Raw genomic sequence first — 23,506 nt, forward strand, 5'->3', positions numbered from 1 at the left:
CCGCGATATAGGCCCTCAGCCCATCCGCCTCGGCGGTCACTTCCGAGATCTTGTGCTTCACCAGGTCGCCGATCGAGATGATCCCGGCCAGCCGCCCGTCGCGCAGCACCGGCAGGTGGCGGATGCGGCGGTCGGTCATCCGCTCCAGCAGCTGGTCCACCGTCTCTTTCGGGTCGGCGAACACCACATCGACGGTCATGCATATAGAGACGGGTTTCTGCAGGCTGCTCGCGCCCTCGCGCGCCACCGCCGTGACCACGTCGCGCTCGGAAACGATGCCCGCCACGCCCCCGTCTTCGTTGACAAGGATCATCGCCCCGACGCGGCGGCTGTGCAGCAAGGCCGCCACCGCGCCGACCGTGTCCGACGGACTGGCCGTGAACACCATGTCGCCCTTGTCCTTGAGAATCTGGGATACCAGCACCGGGTCGTCCTCCCTCGGTTATCTCTAGACATAAAGAGGGTCGCTCAAATGGACGCACAGATCAACCGCGCTGACGTCCGCTCCGCCGACAGCTCATCGTGACACAATCCGACACCTCCGCTTAACCAATTGGCCAGACCTGGTCCCCACTATGGGTCTCGTCCCGTTCTGGCACGCCGATTGCATGGTTAACGGCGACGTATGCGGGGAGGCGTGGAGCAACATCCGATGGCCAAGGTTTCGATCATCCTTCTGGGAGCGGCGCTCAGCCTGGCGGCCTTGCCGGCCCTGGCCCAGAGCAACACAGGCTCAGCCAGCTACAACGCCGGCTACGGCCGCACCGCCGGCCAGGAAAACCGCATGGTCGACTATTCGACCCGCGACGCCAACGGCAACCGGGTCATCGTCGATGGCGTCATGCTGACGGGCGATGACCAGTCCACCTTCACCCGGGCCGGCGGCTCGCTCGACAGCTACAGCGGCGTCGGCAGCCAGGGCGGCAGCTCGACCGCCATCGGCAACAATCTCGTGGTGATCACCCAGGGCTCCTACAACACGGTGATCGTCAACAGCACCCAGACAAACAATGGCGACGTGACCGCCAACGCGGGGACCGGCGATGATGATTAAGCCCGTGGCGCGGGTCGGCGCCCTCCTCTCCATCGCGGCGCTCGGCCTGGCCGGCTGTGTGACTCCGGTCGCCCAGCCCAACGGCCTGTACGCCAAGCCGATCGGCACCGCCCCGGTGACCGCCAACCCCAGCCCCTATTCGGCGGCCCTGGTCTGCATCGGCCAGTACGCCCGCCAGAACAAGCTGGGCGCCCCACGCATCGCCGTCGGCCGCATCAGCGACTACACCGGCAAGAGCGAGGCCGACGGGTCAGGCCGCAAGGTGACGCAAGGCGCCTCGCTGATGGCCATGACCGCCTTCGCCAAAGCTGGCATGCCCCTGGTCGAGCGCTTCGACACCTCGATCAGCGAGCTGGACCTCAAATACAGCAACAACAAGCTGATCAGCGACAGCCCCCGGGGCCCGGGCGGCGGAGCCGGTCCCACCGACAGCCGCAAGATCTACGAAGGCCAGATGGCCGGCGTCGACTTCTACCTGGTCGGCGGCATCACCGAGCTGAACTACAACATCTATTCGGTCGGGGCCGACGCCTATGTCGGCGACAAGGACACCACCGGCCTCAAGGGCACGGCGCGCAACAGCATCTATGTGATGAACGTCGCCATCGACCTGCGCCTCGTCAACGTGCGCACCACCGAGGTGGTCGACGTCATCTCCTACCAGAAGCAGATCGTCGGCCGCGAGGTCGGCATCGGCCTGTTCGACTTCCTGAACGGCAACATCTTCGACGTCTCGGCCGGGGCCGGGGCCCAGGAGCCGCTGCAGCTGGCCGTGCGATCCCTGATCGAGCGGGCCACCGTCGAGATGACCGCCAACCTGTACGGCATGCCGGGGCCGCAATCCTGCCTGACCGCCGACCCGCTTGCCGGCGGCACCACGGGCATGACCGGCGGGTTCACACCCGCCTACGACAACCTGAGGACCAACAATGCGGAAACCCGTGAAGATCCAAATCGTTGGAACGACAAGCGCGATGGCGATGCTGGCCGCGCTCTGCGGGGCCGCTACTAGCGCCCTTCCCACCGGGGCCCACGCGCAGCCCAGCGAGGTCATCAACAACCAGGTCCAGGCCGGGGACGTCTTCGCTTCGGGCACGCTGAATGTCGTCACCGTCGAGGAAGGGGTCACCCAGTCCACCTCGGCGACCGGCAACAGCGTCCAGGCCTATGGCGACCGCACCGACATGGCGGTGACCTCCAACCAGACCCTGGTTGGCTCGGTGATCGCCCAGACGGTGGTCAACGTCGATGCGAACCTCGGCGAGGATTCGGCCATCTCGACGACGGCGCTCGGCAACACCGCCGACATCGGCATCAATGAAGCCACCGTGACCGGGGTGATCACCCAGGCCGCCACCTTCAGCGACAACATCACCGCCCGCACCCAGATCGAGGGCGATGTGGCCCAGGCCGGCGACATCACCGCCGCCACCACGGCCATCTCCAACAACGCCACCCTGGGCCTGACCAACGGCGCGGCCGGGGTGCGGGTCAACCAGACCAGCGGCGCGGACGTGCTGGCCGACGGCGGCGCGGTCATGCAGTACGTCAGCGGCACCAGCGCCATCAGCGGCGTCGCGGTCGGCAACAACATCAGCGCGGTTGGGGATACGACCTCGGCCCAGCGCCTGGCCGTCGGCCAGACCAACGACGGCGCCCTGGTCCAGGCCAGCAAGTTCACCGCCTACGGCAACGTCCAGGAGGCGATCACCAGCACCACCGCGGCCGGCAACAGCGCCAATGTCTTCAACGAAGGTCCGCTGCTGGATGTGACCAGCCAGCAGGTCAACAATGCCTACGTCCGCAGCCAGTCGGAAAGTTCTGCCTATCAGTTCGGCGCCGCCCAGGTCAGCGCCTACGGGGCCGGCAACACCGCCGTCGCCGGCAACAGCGGCGAGGAACTGGTGCTCGACAACACCCAGTGGAACGGCGTCGGCGGCGTCGAGGTCATCGCCACCTTCTCCGGCACGGACGGCTACGACAGCTATACCCAGGCCGTGGCGGTCGGGAACGACGTGACGGGCTACGCCTGCAGCGACTGCACCGGCACGATGAGCGTCAACAACAGCCAGACCAACAACGGCGACGTCTCGAGCTCGGCGACCAATTCGGTGGGGGTCCAGGGCGGGCGGAGCGTGGTGGGCGTCTCGACGGCGACCGGCAACAACGCCAGCTTCTACGTGACGCGGCCGGGGAACTAGCCGCGTCCCTTCTCCCGCTTGTCGGGAGAAGGTGGCCCCCGAAGGGGGTCGGATGAGGGCAGCGCCAGCTCATCCTGCACACCCACATTCTGGCGCGGTCAGCGCGGCCGCCGATCTTCCGTCGCCGGCGCTGCCCTCATCCGAGCCCTTCGGGCCCACCTTCTCCCGACAAGCGGGAGAAGGGCCTAAAACCCCAACCCCCATTTCACCAACCCCACCACCGCGCACCCGACAATCACCAGCACCACATTCACGTGGAACCGGATAAGCGCCACGCCCGCCGCCACGGCCAGCACCAGCGCCCACAGGTCGAAACTCCCCCAGACCGGCACACTGATCCGCCCGCCCCAGGGCGTCGCCACCGCCGCCACGTCGGTAAACACCACATGCAGCGCGAACCACAGCGCCAAGCTGGCGATCACCCCCAGCACCGCCGCCGTCACCGCCCGCAGCAGCCCCGTCGCCGCCGGGCTCTGGCGCAGCCGCTCGGCATAGGGCGCGCCGGCGAAGATGTAGAGGAAGGACGGTGCGAAGGTCTGCCACAGGGCCATCGCCGCCCCCGCCAGGGCCCAGGGGAGTCCCCCCTGATGTTGGCCGCCGTTGTTCCAGCCGGCCATGAACCCCACGAAGCCGTTGGCCAGCACCAGCGGCCCCGGCGTCGTCTCGGCCAGCCCCAGGCCGTCGATCATCTGCGCCGTCGACAGCCAGCCCTGCACCTCGACCGCCTGCTGCTGCAGCCAGGCCAGCATGGCGTAGGCGCCGCCGAAGGTGACCGCCGCCAGGGCCGCGAACACCTCGCCCACCCGGCTCAGCCAATGGCCGGACCCGAGCGCCAGGACCACCACGACCAGCGGCGCCAGCCAGATGACCAGCCATAGCCCGACCGTCCCCAGGGTGCGGAGCCATGGCACGGGAACCCGCGCCACCGCCGCCGGCGCCGGCTTGCCCCGGCTGCCGACCAGCCCGATCAGCGCCGCCGCCAGGATCACCACCGGGAACGGCGCGCTGAACACCGCCAGCGCCAGGAAGGCCAGGATGGCGATGACCAGGTCGATCCGGCCCTTGAGAGCCCGCTTGCCGACCCGCTGCAGCGCCTCGGCGACCAGGGCCAGAACCGCCGCCTTGACCCCCCAGAAGGCCGCCACCAGCCAGGGCGTCTCACCATGAGCCGCGTACAGCCAGGCCAGGGCCGTCACCACCACCGCCCCCGGCAGCACGAACAGCAGCCCCGCCGCCAGCCCGCCGCGCACCCCGTGCAGCAGCCAGCCGACATAGGTGGCCAGCTGCTGCGCCTCCGGCCCCGGCAACAGGGTGCAGTAGCTGAGGGCGTGCAGGTAGCGCGGCTCGTCGATCCACTTCTTCTCGTCGATCCACTCGCGATGCATCAGGGCGATCTGCCCGGCGGGCCCGCCAAAGCCCAGGCAGCCGACCTTCAGGCTGGAGAGGACGAACTCCCGGAAAGTTGGAACGCCAAGACCGGCGACTGGGGGTTGGAAATCACTCAAGGGACGGTCTCCGCACGGCTCAAGGCTCGGTGCTTGGGCATCTGCCTGACCGGGGGACCGCTCACCCCGGATGAGGCGAGCCTAGCCTGCCCCTCTGCGGCCGACAATCCACCGTTCGACGCAGCATTGACTTATCGGGCGCCGCGTCAGCAACCTGCCGCCGGACCTCACGGTCCGGGGGAGCCGCCAATGCGCCTGCGAGATTTCTTCATCGTCCCGGCCTTCGCCCTGGCGGTGATGGTCCTCAACGTCCTGGTCGCCTTCGCCGTCGTCTGGGCCTGGTCGATGGTCGTCGAGCCCGGCCACACCGAGGCCTGGTATCAGGCCTTCGCCCTCAAGGCCGCGCCGATCAGCAGCATCGTCGCCGGCATGCCGCTGATGTTCGGCGCCGGCCTGCTGATCGCCCGCAAGCGTGAGCGCCGCCCCGCCCTGCTGGCGGCCGGGGCCGTGGCCCTGGTCTATATCGCCGTCGACACGGCCCTGCTGCTGGCTTCCGGGATCGAGGCCAAGGACTGGCTCTGGGAACCGGTCTCCTATTCGACCAAGCTGATCGCCGCCCTGGCCGGCGCCTTCGTGGCGACCCGGCGAGCCTGAAGCCGCCGGAAACACGCCGCGACGGTCTTCACAGCGCCATACAGCCTCGCGGCAGGCATCCCCTCCCCGCCACATCAGCGCCTTGCCATGGCCGCAGCGCGCGGCGAAGGTGCCGGTCAAACAAGAACTCCGAGTGCTCTGGACTTGCCCTACATGACCCGTTTCGCCCGCGTGGCCGTTGTCGCCGCGTCGGTTGCCGCCCTTGCCGCCTGCGCCCAGGTCAAGAGCTTCCTCCCCGGCCAGAAACCCGACGCGGTCGCCACCGCCCCGGCCAAACCACCGAAGGAACCAAAAGCGCCGCGGGCCCAGGCCCCCACCGTCAATCCGCTGCTCCTGCCCGCCGGCCAGTGGCCGCAAGCCTCCAGCGACATCGCCCCCGACCCGCAGATCCGCTTCGGCTCCCTGCCCAACGGCATGCGCTATGCGCTGATGAAGAACGCCACCCCGCCCGGCGAGGCGGCCCTGCGCCTGCACTTCCGCGCCGGCTCGCTGAACGAAGCCGACGACCAGCAGGGCCTGGCCCACTTCCTCGAGCACATGGCCTTCAACGGCTCCAAGGCCATCCCGGAAGGTGAACTGGTCAAGATCCTCGAGCGCCACGGCCTGGCCTTCGGGGCCGACACCAACGCCTCGACCAGCTTCGACGAGACCATCTACCAGCTGAACCTGCCCAAGACCGACGACGAGACCGTCGATGTCTCCCTGCAGATGATGCGGGAAACAGCGGGTGAGTTGCTCATCGAGGCCGAGGCCGTCGATCGCGAGCGCGGCGTGGTGCTGTCGGAGGAACGCGCCCGCGACACCCCCGGCTGGCAGACCTACAAGAAGCGCCTGGAATTCCAGATGAAGGGCCAGCTGCCGCCCAGGCGCCAGACCATCGGCCAGGTCGAGATCCTCAAGACCGCCTCGCGCGACCGCATCGCCGCCTTCTACGACAGCTTCTACCGGCCCGAGCGGGCCACCCTGGTGATGGTCGGCGACTTCGACCTCGATGCCATGGAGGCCAAGATCAAGGCCCGCTTCGGCGACTGGACCGCCCGCGGCGCCGACGGCGGCGAGCCGGACCTGGGCCCCGTCGCCCCGCGCAAGCCCGAGGCCCTGGTCGCCGTGCAGCCGGGCTCGCCGACCGCCCTGCAGATCACCTGGATGAGCCCGCCGCAGCTGGCCAAGGACAGCCTGGCCAAGCGCCGCGCCGACCTCACCGAACAGCTGGGCTTCGCCGTCCTCAACCGCCGCTTCAGCGCCCTGATGCGCGGGGCCGAGCCGCCCTTCATCAGCGCCGGCGCCTTCAAGGGCGACCAGCTGCACGCCGCCGAAGCCACCTCGATCGCCGTGGTCAGCCGTCCCGGCGAATGGCGCACGGCCCTCACCGCCGCCATGGCCGAACAGCGCCGCGCCGTGCAGTACGGCGTGCTGCAGCCGGAACTGGACCGTGAGGTCGAGGAATTCCGCACCTATCTGAAGAGCCGCGTCGCCGGCGCCGCCACCCGCCGCACGCCGGGCCTGGCCGCCGACATCCTGGGCAGCCTGGACGAAGCCGAGGTGGTGACCAGCCCGGCCCAGGATCTGGAACAGTTCGAGGCCATCGTGAAGGGCCTCAAGGCCGACACTGTCTCGGCGACGCTGAAGACCGCCTTCAAGGGCCAGGGCCCGCTGATCTTCCTGGCCACCCCCACCGCCGTGAACGGCGCGGAAGTGGCCGTCATGGAGGCCTATGAGGCCTCGCTGAAGGGCGACGTCTCCGCCCCCAGCGCCGTCGCCCAGGGCTCCTGGCCCTACGAGTCGTTCGGCGCGCCCGGCAAGATCGCTGAGCAGAGGGACATCGTCGACCTCGACACCACCTTCGTGCGCTTCGAGAACGGCGTGCGGCTTACCGTCAAGCCGACCAAGTTCCGTGACGACCAGATCATGGTCCGGGTGCGCATCGGCAACGGCACCCTCAGCCTGCCCGCCGACAAGCAGAGCCCGACCTGGGCCGCACCGTCGATCATCGAGGGCGGGCTTGGCAAGATCACCACCGAGGACATGGAGCGGGTGCTGGCCAGCCGCGTGTACGGCGCCAGCTTCGGGGTCGAGGACGACGGTTTCGTGCTCTCCGGCGGCACCCGGCCCGAGGACGCCGAGATCCAGATGCAGGTCCTGGCCGCCTACGCCACCGACGCCGCCTGGCGCCCGGCCGCCTTCCAGCGGATCCGCAACGTCGCCGCCACCTATGACGAGCAGTACCAGGCCACTACCGGCGGGGTGATGGCCCGCGACCTGGCCGGCCTGCTGCACAACGGCGACCGCCGCTGGACCTGGCCCTCGCCGGCCGAGATCAAGGCCACCGAGCTGGAGCAGGTGAAGGCCACCGTCGCCCCGGCCCTGGCCACCGGCCCGATCGAGGTGGTCATTGTCGGCGACATCACCGTCGACAAGGCCATCGAGATCACCGCCGCCACCTTCGGCGCCCTGCCCCCGCGCCCGGCCGCCGCCCCGCTGCCCGCCAGCGCCCGGGTGGTCGGCTTCCCCGCCCCCAACGCCGCGCCGATGCGCCTGACCCACAACGGCCGGGCCGACCAGTCGGCGGCCCTGGTGGTCTGGCGCACCGACGACTTCTTCAGCAACGTCCAGCGGGCCCGCAACGTCAACGTCATGGCCGAGGTCCTCAGCCTGCGGCTGACCGCCGAGCTGCGCGAGAAGCAGGGCGCGACCTACTCGCCGAACGCCTCGGCCAACGCCAGCGCGGTGTGGACCGACTGGGGCTACGTCATGGCCAGCGTCGAGGTGCCGCCGGCCCTGGCCGAAGGCTTCTTCCGCGATGTCGACAAGATCGCCGCCGACCTGCGCGACCACCCGCCGACCGAGGATGAGATGACCCGGGCCAAGAAGCCCTATCTCGAACGCCTGGCCCGCAACCAGCAGACCAACGAGTTCTGGGCCGGCCAGCTGGCCGGGGCCCAGACCGACGGCCGCCGCCTCGATGCGGTCCGCTCGCAGCTGGCCGGCGTGGAGCGGGTTTCGGCGGCGGACGTTCAGGCCGCGGCCCGGGAATTCCTCGCCGAAGGCAAGGCCTGGCGCCTGGTCGTGGTTCCGAAGGACAAATGATGAAAGCGCTCGCCATCAGCCTGACCCTTGCTGTCCTCGCCGGCCCTGCCTTCGCGGCCGATGCCGATGAGGAGGCGCTGTACCACTGGGGCGAATGCGCCGCCGTCGGGGCCATCTACGAGGCCGCCACGGCGGACAGCGGCGCCGATCCGCGCATCCGGGTGTCCGTCGAGGCCTTCCATGGCCTGGAAGCGCGGATGGAGGCCCACACCAACGCCCTGGCCGACGCCCTCGGCAAGGAGCGGGCCGATGCGGTTCAGGCCAAGCTGCTGGAGTCCTTCGACAGCGACATCGCGCTGTGGGCCGATACGGAAGACCGCGACGGCTTCATGATCGCCACCTGGGGCGAGACCATGGATCGTTGCCTTCGGGAGGCGGCGACCTTGCCGGCCACCGCCCCTCCAAAGACCTAGTAGACGCTGCCGCCGACGCCGCCGTCGAGGCTCATGTTGAAGCTGCTGGAGGACTCTTCCCGGACCGTCTCTTCGCGATAGGCGGTGTAGGTCTCCACCTCGACGATGGTGATCACCTTCACCCCGGCCCCGAAGCGGCGCAGCAGGGAGCGTTCATTGCAGTCGCGGGCGGGGCGCTGCGGGCGGCAGGCCACCCGACCGGCCCGCGAACCACCCTCGACGGCCGGGCCGCCTTCGGGTCCGCCAGCCAGACCCTGTTCGTAGTACAGGCTCTCGTTCTTGCCGCAGAAGTAGCTCTTGCCGCCCTGGTTGCTGGCCCGCAGCTCCCATTCGATGACGGTCCACTGCATGCGGGTGCCGGCGATGCAGCGGTAGAGTTCGCCCTCGTAGCCGTCGGCCACTTCCTCGCCGGCGAACACCTGGCTGGCGGGGTGCGGGGTGTCGCGGTCGTCGACGCAGTAGGCGCGGATGACGACGCGGCGGGTGCGGGTGCGTTTGGCCTCGTAGGCGACCTGTTTCTTCTTCAGGGCGCCCTCGACGTTGAGGCCCTGGATGATGCCGGTCGTGCCGGGGCCGACGTAGCCGCCCCCGCCACCGCCGCCACCGCCGTAGACCACCGCGCCGGCGCGGCCGCCCGCGCCGGCCACGGCGACGGCCGTGACGTTGGCGTTGACCGTGACGTTGACCCGTCCGCCGCCGCTGTCACAGCAGCTTGGCGGGCTCGGAGGACGCGGCGGGGGCGTGGGCGGGGTGCAGCACGGCGGCGGAGCCGGCGGCGTGCAGCACGGCGGCGGCGGCGGCGCGCAGCACTGCGCGGCCGCCTCGTCCGGAGTGGCTGAACCGATCAACAGCAGGATGACCCCCGCCGCCAGACCCAAGAATGTATTGCGCAAACCCATGGGGTCGCTCCCGCCAAATGCCTTCTGCTCCCCATGCAAGAACCGCGCCGGAGTGTTCCATTCCGGAACAGAATCCCCCTGGCCCGACCCTTCCCTGCAACCCCCGTGCGGTCGCCATGGACCGTCAGGAGGCAGGGTGGAGCGATGGCCCATCCCAACACGGAACGATTGACGGAGTATTGGCGAGCCCGCGCCGGCGCCTACGCCGCGCCGTCGCGCGCCGATATCGATCCGATGGACTTCGTCGACATCCTGCCCCAGGTGCTGATCGTCGGCCGCCGCGAGGCCGGCGACCTGCCCTTCCGCCTCGTCGGTGGTCTGATCGCCCAGCTGCACCAGCGCGACCTGCGCGGCGTCAACCTCCTGACCCTGTTCCACCCGGCCGACCGCGCCGCCCTGCGCCTGGCCGTCGAGCAGATCCGCCGTCGGCCCGAGCCGCTGCAGATCACCGGCGAAATCCGCTCCGACGCCGTCGGCGGCGCGGTGTCCCTGGAGATGATGCTGGCCCCGCTGGTCGGTCCGAGCGGCGAGATCGACCGCTTCATCGGCCTCTACCAGCCGCTGGGCATGACCGCCCGGCTGATGGGCCGCACGGTCAGCGAACTGAAGCTGCTGACCGTCTCGCGCTCCGGTGAGGACGGCCCCCGCCTGCGGCTCGCGGCATTGGATGGGCGGCAGATCGCCTAAGCCTCAAGGTCCTAGGCAGAGGCCTCGTTCAACCGCGTCATCTGGGCGTCGGACAGCGTCAGCCGCGCCGCCCCCATCAGTTCATCCAGCTGCTCGACGCTGGTAGCGCTGGCGATCGGCGCCGTCAGGCCCGGCCGCGCCATGATCCAGGCCAGCGCCACCTGCGCCTGCGTCGCCCCGGTCTCGACCGCCACGGCGTCCAGGGCCGCCAACACCCGGGGCCCCTTGTCGGTCTCCAGGTACTTCTTCATGCCGCCGCCGCGCGGGCTTTTGCCGTAGTCGTCGGGCGTGCGGTACTTGCCGGTCAGGAAGCCGCTGGCCAGACCATAATAGCTGATCACCGCCACCTCCCGCTCGATGCAGAGGTCGAGCAGCGGCCCCTCGATGCCCCGGTCCATCAGGTTGTAGGCCGGTTGCAGGCTGTCGTACCGCGCCGCGCCCTTATGGGCCGAGACATCCAGCGCCGAGCCCAGTCGGGCGGCGTCGAAGTTCGACGCCCCCAGGGCCCGCACCTTGCCGGCCTTGAGCAGTTTGTCGAAGGCCTCGGCCGTCTCCTCCTGCGGGGTCGCGGCGTCGTCGCGGTGCGACTGATAGAGGTCGATGTAGTCGGTCTGCAGCCGGCGCAGGCTGTCCTCGCAGGCCTCGACGATGTTCGCCGCCGACAGCCCTGGCCGGGCCGGCCACATGCCGACCTTGGTGGCGATGACGACGTCGTCCCGCTTGCCGCGCGCCTTCAGCCAGGTCCCCAGCACCGTCTCGGACTCGCCGCCCTTGTGGCCGGGAACCCAGGCCGAATAGACGTCGGCGCTGTCGATGCAGTCGAAACCACCGGCCACGAAGGCGTCCAGCACCCGGTGCGAGGTCGCCTCATCGGCCGTCCAGCCGAAGACATTGCCGCCGAGGACCAGCGGGGCGATGGACAGGCCGGACCGGCCAAGCGGGCGCTTTTGCATAGCTTCTTCTCCAGATCCTTCTCCCGCTCGTCGGGAGAAGGTGGCCCCCGAAGGGGGTCGGATGAGGGCAGCACCAGCGGCTGCGGTATGGAATTAGGCCGTCATCGACGACGGCGCCAGAACGTGGGCGATTACAGCGGCCGGCGCTGCCCTCACCCGACCCCGCTACGCGGGGCCACCCTCTCCCGACAAGCGGGAGAGGGATCAACCGTTTCAGGCCGCCTTCACCGCCGACGGGTCATAAACCGGCGCGTCCAGGGGGGCCAAGGCCGCCTTGCCGCGGATCAGGTCGCTGGCCTTCTCCGCCACCATGATGGTCGGGGCGTTGGTGTTGCCGCCGACCAGCGTCGGCATCACCGAGGCGTCGATGACCCGCAGGCCAGCGATGCCCTGCACCTTCAGCTCGCCGTCGACCACCGCCATCGGGTCGCCCGCCACGCCCATGCGGCAGGTGCCGACCGGGTGGTAGATGGTCTCGCCGGTGCGGCGGATCCAGGCGTCGATGTCGGCGTCCGATTGGATCTCCTTGCCCGGCGCGAACTCCTCGCCACGATAGGGGTCGAGCGCTGCCTGATGGGCCGCCTCGCGGGCGATCTTGACTCCCTCGCGCATGGCCCGGCGGTCTTCCTCGGCCGCCAGATAGTTGGCGAAGATGGTCGGATCGTCGAACGGGTCGGCCGAGCGCAGGCCCACCGAACCCCGGCTCTCGGGCCGCAGCTGGCAGACGTGGAAGGTGAAGCCGTCCTTCTCGATGACCACCTTGCCGTGGTCCTGCATGATGGCCAACACGGTGTGGATCTGCAGGTCCGGCCGGTCGAGGTCGGGCCGCGAGCGCAGGAAGGCCCCCGATTCCAGGAAGTTCTGCCGGCCCGGCCCCTTGTTGAACAGCATGTAGTTGAGGCCGGTCATCAGCTGCTTGAGGCCCTTGTTGTAGCTGTAGGCGGTCTCGACCCCCTGGGTCAGCCAGCTCAAGGTCACGTCCAGGTGGTCCTGCAGGTTGGCCCCGACGCCCTTGGACTCGGCCACCACCTTGATCCCCTGCTTGGCCAGCTGGTCCGGCGCGCCGATGCCCGACAGCTGCAGGATATGCGGCGACTGCACGGCGCCGGCGCTCAGCAGCACCTCGGCGTCGGCATAGGCCACCGTCCGCTCGCCGCCCTTGACCGCGTATTCGACGCCGACCGCCTTGCCGTTCTCGATGACGATCTTCGTGGTGCGGGCCCCGGTCAGGCAGGTCAGGTTCGGCCGCTTCAGGGCCGGGTAGAGGTAGGCCTTGGCGGCGCTCCAGCGGCTGCCGTCCTTGATGGTCATCTGGTAGGGGCCCCAGCCTTCCTGCTGGAAGCCGTTGAAGTCCTTGGTCACCGGATGGCCGGCCTGGCGCCCCGCCTCGATCGCCGCCGAATAGATGGGGTTGGGCGAACTGGCCTTGGAGACGTGCAGCGGACCGTCGCCGCCATGCCATTCGTCGCCGCCCCCCTCCAGGCTCTCGGCCCGTTTGAAGTAGGGCAGCACATCGGCGTAGCCCCAGCCGCCCAGGCCCATCTGCCGCCACTGGTCATAGTCACGCGCGTGGCCGCGGATGTAGATCATGCCGTTGATCGAGCTCGACCCGCCCCAGCCCTTGCCGCGCGGCCACCAGAGCTTGCGGTTACCCAGGTGCGGCTCTTCCTCGGTCCAGAAGCCCCAATTGTAGTCGCCCTTGTCCTTGATCAGGGCCCCGACCCCGGCCGGCATCTTGACCAGGATGGAGCTGTCCTTGCCGCCCGCTTCCAGCAGCAGAACCTTGACGCCAGGGTCTTCCGACAGACGCCCGGCCAACACGCAACCGGCCGAACCGGCGCCGATGATGATGTAGTCGTAGCGGTCGGCCATCTGGCGCGTCTCCCCGTAGATTATCGTTGTTTAGCTAACAGTGACGCCAGCGTCAGGTTTGGGCAAGACCCGACGCTACGTCATCCCTTGGTTCAGTTGACGCCGCCCTCCCTGGCGGGCCTTCTTCCTTGGGAAAGGAGGGCCGATGCCTGACGAGACTGTCTCCGTGGCGCCCGGCGCCGGGTTCGCCCGCTTTGACCAGACCTTCCCGACCATCACCCCGGGCGAGATCGAGCGGATGCGGCGGTTCGGCGAGATTCGCCGCTTCGCCGCCGGCGAGGTGCTGTTCCGCTCGGGAGAGCGTTCGCCGGGGATGTTCGTCATCCTGTCCGGCTGCGTCGCCATCAGCCAGCGGGATGGCCTGGGCCACCAGACCCCCATCGTCGAACAGGGGCCAGGCCAGTTCCTGGCCGAGGTCAGCCAGCTGGGCGGCAGCGCCGCCCTGGTCGACGCGGTCGCCGAGACCGACACCCAGGCCCTGGTCATCCCGCCGGCCGGCCTGCGCAACCTGCTGGTCTCCGAGGCGGAGCTGGGCGAGCGGATCACCCGCGCCCTGATCCTGCGGCGGGTGGCGCTGATCGAGGCGGCGGCCAGCGGCGCGGTGCTGATCGGCCATGCCGGCCAGCGGGACGTGGTCCGCCTGCAGGGCTTCCTGACCCGCAACGGCCAGCCACACCATCTGATTGATCCGCGCGACGACGCCGAGGCGGCCGCGCTGGTGGACCGGCTCGGCCTGGCCGAAGCCGACCTGCCGCTGGCCGCCTGTCCCAACGGCGAGATCCTGCGCAATCCCTCCGAACAGGCGATCGCCGAGGCCATCGGCATGAACACCCGGCCGGACGCCGGGCGGCTCTACGACGTCGCCGTGGTCGGGGCCGGGCCGGCCGGGCTGGCGACCGCCGTCTATGCCGCCTCGGAAGGCCTGAGCGTCGCGGTCCTCGACCGGCGCGCCCACGGCGGCCAGGCCGGAGCCAGCGCCCGCATCGAGAACTACTTCGGTTTCCCGACCGGCATCTCCGGCCAGGCCCTGACCAGCCGGGCCGTGCTGCAGGCCCAGAAGTTCGGCGCCGAGATGCTGATCCCGGCCTGCGTCGTCGACCTCGACTGCACCCGGACCGACGGCCTGCGAGGCCTGACCCTGGAGGACGGCTCCAGCCTGACCGCCCGCACGGTGGTCGTGGCCAGCGGGGCCGCCTATCGCCGCCTGACGCTCTCCAACCTCGCCGACTTCGAGGGCCGCGGCGTCTGGTACTGGGCCTCGCCGCTGGAGGCGCAGCTCTGCGCCGGCAGCGAGGTGATCCTGGTCGGCGGCGGCAACTCGGCCGGCCAGGCGGCGGTCTACCTCTCCGGCCACGCCGCCAAGGTGCGGGTGATGGTGCGCGGGCCGGGTCTGAAGGAGACCATGTCCCGCTACCTGATCGACCGCATCGCCTCGGCCCCCAACATCGAGCTGATGCCGCACACCGAGATCACCGCCATGGAGGCCGGCGCTGACGGGGCCCTGGCCCGCGTCGCCTGGACCAACCGCCAGACCGGCGAGGACGGGGGCGGGGAGATCGGCAACGTCTTCCTGTTCGTCGGCGCCGATCCGGCCACCCACTGGCTGGCCGACTGCGGGGTGGCCCGCGACCGCGCCGGCTTCGTCACCACCGGCGGGGCGGACCGGGCGGCGCTGGAATCCTCGGTCTCCGGCGTCTTCGCGGTCGGCGACGCCCGCTCCGGCTCGGTCAAGCGGGTCGGCGGGGCCATCGGCGAAGGGGCCCAGGTGGTCGCCGCCATCCATCAGTATCTCGCTGCGAAGGAAGGGGTCGAATGATCACGCGCCGCGGCCTCATGGCAGCACCACTCCTGGCCGCACCCTTGGCCGGCTGCATCGTGCGGCAGTATCGGACCCGATACAGACTGACGATCAACGGCATGTTCGAAGGCCGCCCTGTCAGCGGCGCCTCGGTGATGGAATCTGTCCTCAGCGATCCCAACTATTGGTGGTCCGGTGGCATCCTCATCGCCCGCTACCGCGGCGAAGCGACGATCGTGAACCTGGACGGAGACCGCGTGCTCGTCGCCACGATGCGCCAGTGGAATGCAGGGCACGGCTCCGAACCCTTCCTGAGCTACGACCCTGGCTGGCGGCCCAGCGGCGCTTTGGTCGGCTCGGCATCCGCTGACAACGACTGGAAGAACGGCAAGAACGCGGCCGAAGAGCGACTGTCCCGCTTCAAGACCAGCGCACCGTTGCCGGTCGCGCCGGAAAGCCTGCCGGCCATGGTCGTTTTTGAGAACCGCCATGATCCGAACTCCATCCGGCTCCTGCCTTACGGGAGCATCGGGCCGCGGGGTTTCAGCCTGACTCGCGCGTCGGTCGAGATCACCCGGGATCGAATCTTCACGGACAGGCCCATCGAGACCTTTCCCTGGCTGGCGAACTACTCGGACAGGGTCGATATTGGCCAGGGCGTGTACGCAACCGACATCGTCCGTCGCAAACTGTCGCGTTGATCGGAGAACTGATGCCCTGCAGCCACATCGACAGCATCAAGACCGTGCACCCCAGCGCCAAGGGCTGCGAGGAATGCCTCAAGACCGGCGACATGTGGGTGCACCTGCGCCTGTGCCGGACCTGCGGCCACGTCGGCTGCTGCGACGACAGCCCAAACACCCACGCCACCAAGCACTTCAAGGCCACCGGCCATCCGGTCATCGAAGGTTACGACCCGCCGGAGGGATGGGGCTGGTGCTATGTCGACGAGGTGTTCCTCGACTTCTCGGAAATCGCCACCCCACAGGATGGGCCGATCCCGAAGTTCATCTGAGAATGGCCCGCCGCCCTTACTTTCGCGAGATTGTATAGGGCCGCGCCCACCTTTGCGTGTTATACAACAACATTAATGGCTCCGCTTGAGGGCCAGTTGTTCCTGACAATCTACGCCGGGTACGGCGCCCGTCTCGGGCGCCTCCGGGTCAATGGAGCCACTTCGATGGCTGCCGCGCCGACTCCGACCGCAACAACCGCCAACAGCCTCGCCATGGCTGTGATCGCGTCCTCGAACGCGCCGCTGCTCTTGCTGGACGGGAATTTCGCCATCGTGGCGGCCAGCGATTCCTTCTGCGACAGCTTCCGCCTGCCCGCTGAAACCCTTGTGGGCCAACGGCTGGCGGCCATCGGCGACGGTGAATGGAACCTGCGCCGCGTCGACTCGCTGCTGGCGGCGACGGCGGCCGGCCAGGCGCAGATCGCCGCCTACGAGATCGACCTCGAGCCCCCCGGCCTGCCACCGCGCCGGCTGGTGCTGAACGCCCAGAAGCTGGCCTATGGCGGCGAGGAAGAGGTGCTGCTGCTGCTGTCCGTGGCCGACGTCACCGAGGCGCGAATCAGCGAGAAGCTGAAGGACGATCTGCTGCGGGAGAAGGCCATCCTGCTGCGCGAGCTGCAGCATCGGGTGGCCAACAGCCTGCAGATCATCGCCAGCGTCCTGTTGCAGAGCGCCCGCACTGTCCAGTCCGAGGAAAGCCGCGTGCATCTGCACGACGCCCATAGCCGGGTGCTGTCCGTGGCCGCCCTGCAGGGCCAGCTGGCCGCCTCGCAGCTGGGCGACGTCGCCCTGCGCGCCTACTTCACCGACCTGTGCCGCAGCATCGGCGCCTCGATGATCCGCGACCACAATCAGATCAGGATCGACGTCAAGGCCGACAACAGCCTGGTCCCGGCCGACGTGTCGGTCAGCCTGGGCCTGATCGTCACCGAGCTGGTGATCAACGCCCTCAAGCACGCCTTCCCCGAGCACCGGCATGGGGTCATCCTCGTCGACTACGCCGCCCACGGGGTCAACTGGACCCTTTCGGTGAGCGACGACGGGGTCGGCATGCCGGACGACGACAGCGCCGTGCCGGGCCTCGGCAGCAGTATCGTCGAGGCCCTGGCCCGGCAGATGAAGGCCCGGGTGCAGGTCGGCGAGGCCCATCCGGGCACCAAGGTGTCGATCGTCCACTCGCAGCTGCAGGCGGTCGACCAGACCGAATGCGGCGCGGTCTAGGTCCGCCGGACCAGCAGGACGCCCAGCACGACCAGCGCCAGCCCGGCGATCCGGCCGAGGCTGATCGGCCGGGGCTCGATCCCAAAGGCGCCGAAGTGGTCGAGGATGACGCCGATCAACAGCTGGCCACCGACCATCAGGGTGATGGTGGTCGCCACGCCCAGCCGCGGGGCTGAGAAGGCCGCCGCGCAGACGAAGCCGACTCCGTAGACGCCGCCCATCCAGGCGTACCAGGGCAGGCTGGCCGCCCCCTGCAGGTCCGGCTTGATGCGCAGGGCGAAGATCAGGCCCAGCAGCACCACCGTGCCGATGAAGAAGGACACGAAGGCGGCGTTGACCGGCGAGTTCAGCGGCCGGGCCAGCATGGCGTTGGTCGGCCCCTGGGCGGCGGTCAGCATGCCGCCGACGATGCTGGCGACCACCGCGAAGACGATCATGGACTTGGACATGGTTGATTCCCGCTCCCCGCGCCTCCATACCGCCGCATCGCCCGTTCCGACAGCAGGAGGCCGCCATGGCCGACAACGACGAGACCATCGACCGCCTGTTCAACGCCGGCGACGACGCCTGGGAAGAGGGCGACGAGGCCAAGGCCTTCGGCTTCTTCAAGCAGGCCGCCGAGCTGGGCGACATCGCCGCCATGCTGAACGTCGGCTACTTCCTCGACGAGGGCCTGGGCGTGAAGGCCGACAAGGCCGCCGCCCTGGACTGGTACCGCAAGGCCTATGACCTGGGCGACGCCAGCGCCGCCAACAACATCGCCATCCTCTGCCGCGAAAAGAACGACGCCGCCGGCGCCGCCGACTGGTTCGCCAAGGCGGCCGAGCTGGGCGACGGCGACGCCCTGGTCGAGCTGGCCAAGATCAACATCGAGGGCCAGGGCGTGCCGGCCTCCGAGGCCAAGGCCCGCGAGTATCTGGAAAAGGCGCTCAGCCTGCCGGTCGACAACGGCGAGGACGACGGCAGCATCGACGTCGATGCGCCGTTCATCAGCTTGGCGGGGCATGAAGAGGCGGTGGAGATGCTGGCGGGCCTGACCCGCTAACCCCTCCCCTGTTGCGTGGGTCTAGAGCTTCGTCGAAAGCAGCAATCGGCCCGGCCCCAACCGGTCCAGGACCTTCGGCAGGTCGGTGTCGGAGAAGGCGAAGCAGCCCTCGCTGCGGCCGATGCGGCCGGCCGTGGCGGCCATGGCGCCGCTGACGTACCAGGCGCTGTGGATGACGATGGCGCGGTCGCGGGCGTTGCTGTTGCCGCTGTCCAGGCCGTCCAGCCGCATCGAGCGGCCGTGCTTGCCGCTGTAGGTCTCGGCCGTGCGGAAGGCGCCTTCGGAACTGGCGTTCGAGCCGAAGGCGTTGGAGAAGGCCTTCACCCAGCCGCTGTTGCCCGGGTCCGAGCCCCGGCCGTGGGCGACCAGCAGGCTGCTGACCGTGCCGCCGGCCATGTCCAGCAGGTGGAAGCGCGGGGCCTTGCTGGCCGTGGCGTAGTCGGCGACGGCGACCAGGTCGTGGTGCGGGATGGCGGTCCCCAGCCGCTGCAGCTCGGCGCGGGCGCGGGCCAGCAGCCGGGCGGTGTCAGGCTTGGCCGGCGTATCGGCCAGGGCCGGCGCGGCGATCGACAGGGCGGCTCCGGCGCTGGCCGAGGCGATGAACAGGCGACGGTTAAGCAAACTGAGGAGACCCCGAAGCTTCGAACGAGGGCGGGCTTCTAACCTCGAATTGGGTCGAAGGCGCTGTGGCATTCGCCCGCTGTGCGGAAGCGCGCACCCCGCAACACCATATGAATCCTTGACTTTCCCATGCTGCACTGCCACATGAGCCTCCTGCGCAGCTTATCTGCGCCTTCGGCCGCGCCCGGCCGCGTGAGGAGCGTGTATTCGCTTCGCCCAGGCGCGACCCCGAACTTCCCCATAAGGACGCCATACGCGGGGCGTTTTCCAACGACCCCCGCGATCCCCCGCGCCGGCCAATGAGCCCGCGCGGATACGGTCGCAATTTGAAAGACCACGGCTTTGACCGCTTTTGCTTCCTTGGGCCTTTGCAAGCCCATCCTCTCGGCCCTTCTGGCCGAGGGCTACACCACCCCCACCCCCATCCAGAGCCAGGCGATCCCGCTGGTGCTCGAAGGCCGGGACATCCTGGGCATCGCCCAGACGGGCACCGGCAAAACCGCCGCCTTCGCCCTGCCGATCCTCCAGACCCTGGCCGAAAACCGTAAGCCCGCGCCCCGTCGCGGCTGCCGCGCCCTGGTGCTGTCGCCGACCCGCGAACTGGCCACCCAGATCGCCGAGAGCTTCCGCACCTACGGCAAGAACATGGGCCTGACTGTCGCCGTCGTCTTCGGCGGCGTGAAGTACGGACCCCAGGTCCGCGCCCTGGCCGCCGGCGTCGACATCCTGGTCGCCACCCCCGGTCGGCTGATCGACCACATCAACGAGAAGGTCGCCAACCTGTCGGAGACCGAGGTCTTCGTGCTCGACGAGGCCGACCAGATGCTCGACATGGGCTTCGTGGTGCCGATCCGTCGCATCGCCAAGACCCTGCCGCAGGCGCGCCAGAACCTGTTCTTCTCGGCCACCATGCCGACCGAGATCGGCAAGCTGGCCGGTGAACTCTTGAAGAACCCGGCCAAGGTGTCGGTGACCCCGCAGGCCACCACCGTCGAGAAGATCGACCAGAAGATCCTGTTCATCGAAGCGGGCCGCAAGCGCGCCCTGCTGGCCGAACTGATGGACGACGGCGCCATGAAGCGCGTCCTGATCTTCACCCGCACCAAGCGCGGCGCCGACCGGGTGGCCAAGCAGCTGGGCACCATCGGTGTCGAGGCCGCCGCCATTCACGGCGACAAGTCGCAAGGCCAGCGGGAACGCAGCCTGGCCTCCTTCAAGGCCGGCGACGTCCGCGCCCTGGTGGCCACCGACATCGCCGCCCGCGGCATCGACGTCGATGGCGTGTCGCACGTCATCCAGTACGAGCTGCCCAACGTGCCGGAAGCCTATGTCCACCGGATCGGGCGCACCGCCCGGGCCGGCGCCAACGGCTCGGCCATCAGCCTGGTGGCCGACGACGAGCGCAACCTCTTGAAGGACATTCAGAAGGTCACCCGTCAGACCATCCCCAGCTGGGACCGTCGCAATGACCGCAACCTCGGTTCCTCGGAAGCGGCCTTCAAGGCCGCCCAGCCGCCGGAAGGTCCGCGCGAGCGCGACCCCCGTGACACCCGTGGCCGCAGCCCGGCCGCCAAGCGCAACGAGCACTCGGCCGGCAAGCACTTCGCCAACGCCCCGCGCGCCCATCGCCCGGGCGGCTATGACCCAATGGTCGAAGGCTCGACGGCGGCTCCGGCCGCCAGCGCCGCCGAAAAGCCGAAGAAGCGTCGCCGCTTCCGGCCGGGTGGCGGTCGTGGGCCGAACACGACGGCTCGCGCTCAGGCGTAGGCTGTAGTTCCTCCCCCATCGGGGGAGGGGGACCATGCGAAGCATGGTGGAGGGGGTCCTCCACCCTGGCGGCGGCTGAACCTGGTTCAGCCGCCGTTTTTCGTTTGTGGGGACCCCCTCCGTCGACCGCTGCGCGGTCGCCACCTCCCCCGAGAGGGGGAGGAACTGTTTTCAGAAATTCTCGGCTGACTCAATTCCTACAGATTGAATAGGATTTAACTCAGCGGCGTCTGTCCTCCCCTGGCGCCGTGGCTGAGGGGGCGCGGGCCGGGTCGATCACTCCGGTCCGCGCTTCTCGGCCGGGGCCTGCCGCAGGAGCCTCAAACCCATGAACGCCATCGCCCACCACAGCCTGTTCGAGACCGAGGTCGTCGAGGGCCTGACCTTCAGTCCCGCCGGCGCGACCCTGGGGGCCGAGGTCAGCGGCGTGGACCTGCGCCACGACCTGGAGCCCGGCGAGGTGGCGGCGATCCGCGGCGCGCTGAACCGCTACAAGGTGCTGATCTTCCGCGACCAGGACATCTCCTGCGACGCCCACGTCCGCTTCGGCCGCTACTTCGGCGAGCTGGAGGGCCACCCCGTCACCGCTCACGTCCCCGGCCATCCGGAGATCCTGCATATCGAGGCCGGCGAAGGCCTGAAGCTGACCGACCGCATCCTGCCGATCCTGCGGCCGGGCAATAAGTGGCACACCGACGTCACCTTCCGCGACAAGCCCTCGTTCGGCGGCATCCTGAGGGCCCGCACCCTGCCGCCGCTGGGCGGCGACACCCTGTTCGCCGACACCGCCGCCGTCTACGCCGACCTGCCGGACGACGTGAAGGAGCGGATTGGGCGGCTGCGGGCCGAGCACGACATCCTGCAGAGCTTCGGCTACCGCGTCAGCGCCGAGGACCGCGAGCGGCTGCGGGCCGACTATCCGCCCCGCGCCCACCCGGTGGTCCGCACCCATCCGGAGACCGGCGAGAGGCACCTGTTCGTCAACCACGTCTTCACCACCCGCATCCTCGGCGTCGAGGAGGACGAGAGCCGCGGCCTGCTCGCCTATCTCCTCGATCGGGTGAAGGCGCCGGAGTACCAGCTGCGGGTGCGCTGGACCCCGAACACCATCGTCTTCTGGGACAACCGGGCCACGCAGCACTATGCGGTGCTCGACTACTGGCCCAACGAGCGGGTCATGGAGCGGGTGACGGTGGCCGGCACCGACAAGCCGTTCTGAATCCCATTTCCCTGTCATTCTCCGGGCCCGCGAAGCGGGAACCGGGGAACTCAAGGCGGTTCTGAAAAGACTCCCAAGAGTCTTCACGCGGACAGTTGGGTCCCCCGATCCGCTACGCGGTCGGAGGATGACAGCGGTGTGTTCTAGTCCCAGCCAAGCATCCGCAGCGCCTGGCCGCGCACGTCGGTGGGCCAGGTTTGCGTGTTGGCCAGGAAGCCTTCGCGGTCGTCGTTGAACAGGGTGCGGCAGGCCTCCTCGAAGCCGGAGAGGTTGCCGGCCATGTCGCCGACGAAGCGGTAGGCGGCGTTGAGCTCATCCTTGCGGATGGTGGCCGGATCGCGACGGGCCGTCTCGATCAGCCGGCGCAGGGCGGCGGAAGGGCCGCCCTGTTGCTGGCTGAGCCACTCCCAGTGGCGGGGCAGCAGGCTGACCTCCTTGGCGACGACGCCGAGCTTGGGCCGGCCAGCGGTCTTGCGCGCGCCGGGGCCGAACTCGAGGGTGACGCGTTCGCCGGTGACGTCGTCGAAGACCCTAAAGCTGGTGTTGGGGTCGCGAGCCAGGGAGGCGCGGGCGACGGCGGCCAGGACGGCCATCTCGCCCTGGGCCAGGCGGTGATGGCCTTCGAACAGGCTGTAGCGGGCGTCGTCGGTCATCCGGTCAGTTTCTCCGCGTTCAGGGCCTCGCGCCATTTGGCGCCCAGGTCCTTGAGGCTGTTGGTCAGCTCCCAGGGGGAGCGTTCGGCGTCAGGCAGTTCCTCAACCACCTCGTAGGTGAAGGCCTCTTCGCCATGGTCCTTCCAGGCCTGTTGCAGGGCCCGGTTGGGGTGGGTCCCCAGGCGCAGGGCGAACCACAGGCCGTTCTGGCGGTTGTGCAGGTTAGGGGAGACCTCGACCCAAGTCTGGGCAGAAGGCGCGCAACGGACTGCGAAGGCGCCGGCGGCGATCTTGCGTTCCTTGTAGTCGCGGAGGAGCTGTTTGCGGTCGGGTTTCATGAGCCGGTGTTTATACCGGGTGAAAATACCTGTCAATTATACCTGGGTAAAATACCAGGAATAAATCAGCGGAACACGCAGCTGGTCCCGCCCCAGATCACCTCGACCTTCCCGGCCGGCCCGTCCTTGTCGAGGATGCCGGAGATATCCCCGGCGGAAAATTCGATGCCGAGGGTGGTCTCCTCGACCTTGAGGTCGGCGAACGAGGCCGTCAGCGCCTGGCGGGTCGAGCCGACGCCGATGCCGTCCATCGTCGTGACCTTGCCGCCGCTGTCCCGACCGGCGCTCCAGCCGGCGAACTTGCCGTCCAGGAACAGGGCGTCGAGGTCGTTGGACCAGCTGACGAACTCGGTCGGCCCGGCGCCGCAGTCGGTGTTGGTGGCGCGCTCGGCGGGATTGCCCAGGATGCTGCTGAGGGCGGCGACGGCGTCGGCCGTGGGAACGCCGAACTTGACCAGCCGGGTCGAGCCGCTCTCGGCCACCAGCCGCAGGCCCTCCTGGTCCAGGGCGACGCCGCCGGCGGGGGCGGCCGGAGGCGCGGGCGCGGCAGGCTCGGCCGGGGCT

At 69.2% G+C, this 23,506-nt stretch carries 24 protein-coding genes (1 of these 24 cut by a window edge); 14 read left to right on the top strand and 10 right to left on the bottom strand.

The genetic code is table 11. The features are described 5' to 3' along the window. On the bottom strand, positions 1-424 hold the 5' portion of the coding sequence (locus AC1RSK_RS07420) for a CBS domain-containing protein (RefSeq protein ID WP_492906848.1). It extends 8 nt beyond the left edge of the window; 424 of the gene's 432 nt are visible here — the first part of the coding sequence; its start codon is at positions 422-424; its stop codon lies beyond the left edge, outside the window. Between the two features lie 228 nt (positions 425-652). Here AC1RSK_RS07420 and hfaA point away from each other — a divergent pair, with 228 nt between their 5' ends. From hfaA to hfaD, 3 genes are read left to right on the top strand one after another with little or no spacing between them, the layout of a single operon-like run. Continuing rightward, a complete protein-coding gene (gene hfaA, locus AC1RSK_RS07425; protein ID WP_492906849.1) occupies positions 653-1,054 on the top strand; it encodes a holdfast anchoring protein HfaA in 402 nt (133 codons plus the stop codon). Continuing rightward, positions 1,044-2,066, top strand: coding sequence for a holdfast anchoring protein HfaB (hfaB, locus tag AC1RSK_RS07430; protein WP_492906850.1), 1,023 nt, complete (start codon positions 1,044-1,046; stop codon positions 2,064-2,066). Before hfaA ends, hfaB begins: the two co-directional genes overlap by 11 nt. Further along, the gene (gene hfaD / locus AC1RSK_RS07435; RefSeq protein ID WP_492906851.1) at positions 2,029-3,255 is read left to right on the top strand and encodes a holdfast anchor protein HfaD; all 1,227 of its coding nucleotides are present in this window, start codon (positions 2,029-2,031) and stop codon (positions 3,253-3,255) included. The genes hfaB and hfaD overlap by 38 nt, the downstream gene beginning before the upstream one ends. 185 nt (positions 3,256-3,440) lie before the next feature. Here hfaD and chrA read toward each other — a convergent pair whose 3' ends face one another. Continuing rightward, positions 3,441-4,760, bottom strand: coding sequence for a chromate efflux transporter (chrA, locus tag AC1RSK_RS07440; protein ID WP_492906852.1), 1,320 nt, complete (start codon positions 4,758-4,760; stop codon positions 3,441-3,443). A gap of 189 nt (positions 4,761-4,949) precedes the next feature. On the opposite strand from chrA, the gene AC1RSK_RS07445 reads away from it, so the two are divergent. The 3 genes from AC1RSK_RS07445 (at position 4,950) to AC1RSK_RS07455 (ending at position 8,854) form a co-directional block, all read left to right on the top strand. After that, positions 4,950-5,354, top strand: a complete 405-nt coding sequence (locus AC1RSK_RS07445) for a hypothetical protein (RefSeq protein ID WP_492906853.1) — start codon at positions 4,950-4,952, stop codon at positions 5,352-5,354. Positions 5,355-5,507: 153 nt separating this feature from the next. Further along, a complete protein-coding gene (locus AC1RSK_RS07450; RefSeq protein ID WP_492906854.1) occupies positions 5,508-8,441 on the top strand; it encodes a M16 family metallopeptidase in 2,934 nt (977 codons plus the stop codon). Then, complete coding sequence (locus tag AC1RSK_RS07455; protein ID WP_492906855.1) at positions 8,441-8,854, top strand: hypothetical protein; 414 nt, start codon at positions 8,441-8,443, stop codon at positions 8,852-8,854. The genes AC1RSK_RS07450 and AC1RSK_RS07455 overlap by 1 nt, the downstream gene beginning before the upstream one ends. On the opposite strand, the gene AC1RSK_RS07460 is transcribed toward AC1RSK_RS07455, so the two are convergent. Then, positions 8,851-9,753 carry a hypothetical protein gene (locus AC1RSK_RS07460; RefSeq protein WP_492906856.1) on the bottom strand — a complete coding sequence of 301 codons (903 nt, stop codon included), beginning with the start codon at positions 9,751-9,753 and terminating at the stop codon, positions 8,851-8,853. The genes AC1RSK_RS07455 and AC1RSK_RS07460 overlap by 4 nt on opposite strands. Before the next feature lie 144 nt (positions 9,754-9,897). Between AC1RSK_RS07460 and AC1RSK_RS07465 the strand changes: the two genes are divergently transcribed. Beyond that, positions 9,898-10,440: a PAS domain-containing protein gene (locus AC1RSK_RS07465; protein WP_492906857.1), complete on the top strand. Its 543-nt coding sequence runs from the start codon at positions 9,898-9,900 to the stop codon at positions 10,438-10,440. 11 nt (positions 10,441-10,451) lie between these two features. Here AC1RSK_RS07465 and AC1RSK_RS07470 read toward each other — a convergent pair whose 3' ends face one another. Both AC1RSK_RS07470 and AC1RSK_RS07475 read right to left on the bottom strand, forming a co-directional pair. Beyond that, positions 10,452-11,393: an aldo/keto reductase gene (locus AC1RSK_RS07470; RefSeq protein WP_492906858.1), complete on the bottom strand. Its 942-nt coding sequence runs from the start codon at positions 11,391-11,393 to the stop codon at positions 10,452-10,454. A 213-nt stretch (positions 11,394-11,606) separates the two neighbouring features. Then, positions 11,607-13,265 carry a choline dehydrogenase gene (locus AC1RSK_RS07475; protein WP_492906859.1) on the bottom strand — a complete coding sequence of 553 codons (1,659 nt, stop codon included), beginning with the start codon at positions 13,263-13,265 and terminating at the stop codon, positions 11,607-11,609. Between the two features lie 145 nt (positions 13,266-13,410). Here AC1RSK_RS07475 and AC1RSK_RS07480 point away from each other — a divergent pair, with 145 nt between their 5' ends. The 4 genes from AC1RSK_RS07480 to AC1RSK_RS07495 all read left to right on the top strand — a co-directional run bounded on the left by AC1RSK_RS07480 (position 13,411) and on the right by AC1RSK_RS07495 (position 17,299). Next, positions 13,411-15,081 (top strand): FAD-dependent oxidoreductase, encoded by a 1,671-nt coding sequence (locus AC1RSK_RS07480; protein ID WP_492906860.1) that lies wholly within the window; start codon positions 13,411-13,413, stop codon positions 15,079-15,081. Next, positions 15,078-15,764: a hypothetical protein gene (locus AC1RSK_RS07485; protein ID WP_492906861.1), complete on the top strand. Its 687-nt coding sequence runs from the start codon at positions 15,078-15,080 to the stop codon at positions 15,762-15,764. Before AC1RSK_RS07480 ends, AC1RSK_RS07485 begins: the two co-directional genes overlap by 4 nt. A gap of 11 nt (positions 15,765-15,775) precedes the next feature. Beyond that, a complete protein-coding gene (locus AC1RSK_RS07490) occupies positions 15,776-16,078 on the top strand; it encodes a UBP-type zinc finger domain-containing protein (RefSeq protein ID WP_492906862.1) in 303 nt (100 codons plus the stop codon). Positions 16,079-16,243: 165 nt separating this feature from the next. Next, positions 16,244-17,299, top strand: a complete 1,056-nt coding sequence (locus tag AC1RSK_RS07495) for a sensor histidine kinase (protein WP_492906863.1) — start codon at positions 16,244-16,246, stop codon at positions 17,297-17,299. Here AC1RSK_RS07495 and AC1RSK_RS07500 read toward each other — a convergent pair. After that, positions 17,296-17,748: a DMT family transporter gene (locus AC1RSK_RS07500; RefSeq protein ID WP_492906864.1), complete on the bottom strand. Its 453-nt coding sequence runs from the start codon at positions 17,746-17,748 to the stop codon at positions 17,296-17,298. The two genes, AC1RSK_RS07495 and AC1RSK_RS07500, sit on opposite strands and share 4 nt — an antisense overlap. 65 nt (positions 17,749-17,813) lie before the next feature. Between AC1RSK_RS07500 and AC1RSK_RS07505 the strand changes: the two genes are divergently transcribed. Beyond that, on the top strand, positions 17,814-18,344 hold the full coding sequence (locus tag AC1RSK_RS07505; protein WP_492906865.1) for a tetratricopeptide repeat protein: 531 nt from the start codon (positions 17,814-17,816) through the stop codon (positions 18,342-18,344). A 21-nt stretch (positions 18,345-18,365) separates the two neighbouring features. Here AC1RSK_RS07505 and AC1RSK_RS07510 read toward each other — a convergent pair whose 3' ends face one another. Beyond that, a complete protein-coding gene (locus tag AC1RSK_RS07510; protein ID WP_492906866.1) occupies positions 18,366-18,965 on the bottom strand; it encodes a murein L,D-transpeptidase catalytic domain family protein in 600 nt (199 codons plus the stop codon). Positions 18,966-19,307: 342 nt separating this feature from the next. Between AC1RSK_RS07510 and AC1RSK_RS07515 the strand changes: the two genes are divergently transcribed. Together AC1RSK_RS07515 and AC1RSK_RS07520 are read left to right on the top strand one after the other, a co-directional pair. Then, the gene (locus AC1RSK_RS07515) at positions 19,308-20,732 is read left to right on the top strand and encodes a DEAD/DEAH box helicase (protein ID WP_492906867.1); all 1,425 of its coding nucleotides are present in this window, start codon (positions 19,308-19,310) and stop codon (positions 20,730-20,732) included. A 328-nt stretch (positions 20,733-21,060) separates the two neighbouring features. After that, positions 21,061-21,951 (top strand): TauD/TfdA dioxygenase family protein, encoded by an 891-nt coding sequence (locus tag AC1RSK_RS07520; RefSeq protein ID WP_492906868.1) that lies wholly within the window; start codon positions 21,061-21,063, stop codon positions 21,949-21,951. A 143-nt stretch (positions 21,952-22,094) separates the two neighbouring features. On the opposite strand, the gene AC1RSK_RS07525 is transcribed toward AC1RSK_RS07520, so the two are convergent. The 3 genes from AC1RSK_RS07525 to AC1RSK_RS07535 form a co-directional block, all read right to left on the bottom strand. Next, entirely contained in the window at positions 22,095-22,604 is a 510-nt protein-coding gene (locus tag AC1RSK_RS07525) for a DUF2239 family protein (RefSeq protein WP_492906869.1), read from the bottom strand. Continuing rightward, positions 22,601-22,942: a GIY-YIG nuclease family protein gene (locus AC1RSK_RS07530; protein ID WP_492906870.1), complete on the bottom strand. Its 342-nt coding sequence runs from the start codon at positions 22,940-22,942 to the stop codon at positions 22,601-22,603. Before AC1RSK_RS07530 ends, AC1RSK_RS07525 begins: the two co-directional genes overlap by 4 nt. Before the next feature lie 65 nt (positions 22,943-23,007). Next, positions 23,008-23,506, bottom strand: a 499-nt coding sequence (locus AC1RSK_RS07535) for a hypothetical protein (protein ID WP_492906871.1), incomplete at its 5' end; no start/stop codon positions are given.

It is taken from the genome of Caulobacter sp. GW821-FHT11A05, from assembly GCF_058809015.1.

Coding starts and splice junctions, on each gene's coding strand:
- hfaA (WP_492906849.1), top strand. CDS start 653: ATGGCCAAGGTTTCGATCATCCTTCTGGGAGCGGCGCTCAGCCTGGCG.
- hfaB (WP_492906850.1), top strand. CDS start 1,044: ATGATGATTAAGCCCGTGGCGCGGGTCGGCGCCCTCCTCTCCATCGCG.
- hfaD (WP_492906851.1), top strand. CDS start 2,029: ATGGCGATGCTGGCCGCGCTCTGCGGGGCCGCTACTAGCGCCCTTCCC.
- AC1RSK_RS07445 (WP_492906853.1), top strand. CDS start 4,950: ATGCGCCTGCGAGATTTCTTCATCGTCCCGGCCTTCGCCCTGGCGGTG.
- AC1RSK_RS07450 (WP_492906854.1), top strand. CDS start 5,508: ATGACCCGTTTCGCCCGCGTGGCCGTTGTCGCCGCGTCGGTTGCCGCC.
- AC1RSK_RS07455 (WP_492906855.1), top strand. CDS start 8,441: ATGAAAGCGCTCGCCATCAGCCTGACCCTTGCTGTCCTCGCCGGCCCT.
- AC1RSK_RS07460 (WP_492906856.1), bottom strand. CDS start 9,753: ATGGGTTTGCGCAATACATTCTTGGGTCTGGCGGCGGGGGTCATCCTG.
- AC1RSK_RS07465 (WP_492906857.1), top strand. CDS start 9,898: ATGGCCCATCCCAACACGGAACGATTGACGGAGTATTGGCGAGCCCGC.
- AC1RSK_RS07470 (WP_492906858.1), bottom strand. CDS start 11,393: ATGCAAAAGCGCCCGCTTGGCCGGTCCGGCCTGTCCATCGCCCCGCTG.
- AC1RSK_RS07475 (WP_492906859.1), bottom strand. CDS start 13,265: ATGGCCGACCGCTACGACTACATCATCATCGGCGCCGGTTCGGCCGGT.
- AC1RSK_RS07480 (WP_492906860.1), top strand. CDS start 13,411: ATGCCTGACGAGACTGTCTCCGTGGCGCCCGGCGCCGGGTTCGCCCGC.
- AC1RSK_RS07485 (WP_492906861.1), top strand. CDS start 15,078: ATGATCACGCGCCGCGGCCTCATGGCAGCACCACTCCTGGCCGCACCC.
- AC1RSK_RS07490 (WP_492906862.1), top strand. CDS start 15,776: ATGCCCTGCAGCCACATCGACAGCATCAAGACCGTGCACCCCAGCGCC.
- AC1RSK_RS07495 (WP_492906863.1), top strand. CDS start 16,244: ATGGCTGCCGCGCCGACTCCGACCGCAACAACCGCCAACAGCCTCGCC.
- AC1RSK_RS07500 (WP_492906864.1), bottom strand. CDS start 17,748: ATGTCCAAGTCCATGATCGTCTTCGCGGTGGTCGCCAGCATCGTCGGC.
- AC1RSK_RS07505 (WP_492906865.1), top strand. CDS start 17,814: ATGGCCGACAACGACGAGACCATCGACCGCCTGTTCAACGCCGGCGAC.
- AC1RSK_RS07520 (WP_492906868.1), top strand. CDS start 21,061: ATGAACGCCATCGCCCACCACAGCCTGTTCGAGACCGAGGTCGTCGAG.
- AC1RSK_RS07525 (WP_492906869.1), bottom strand. CDS start 22,604: ATGACCGACGACGCCCGCTACAGCCTGTTCGAAGGCCATCACCGCCTG.
- AC1RSK_RS07530 (WP_492906870.1), bottom strand. CDS start 22,942: ATGAAACCCGACCGCAAACAGCTCCTCCGCGACTACAAGGAACGCAAG.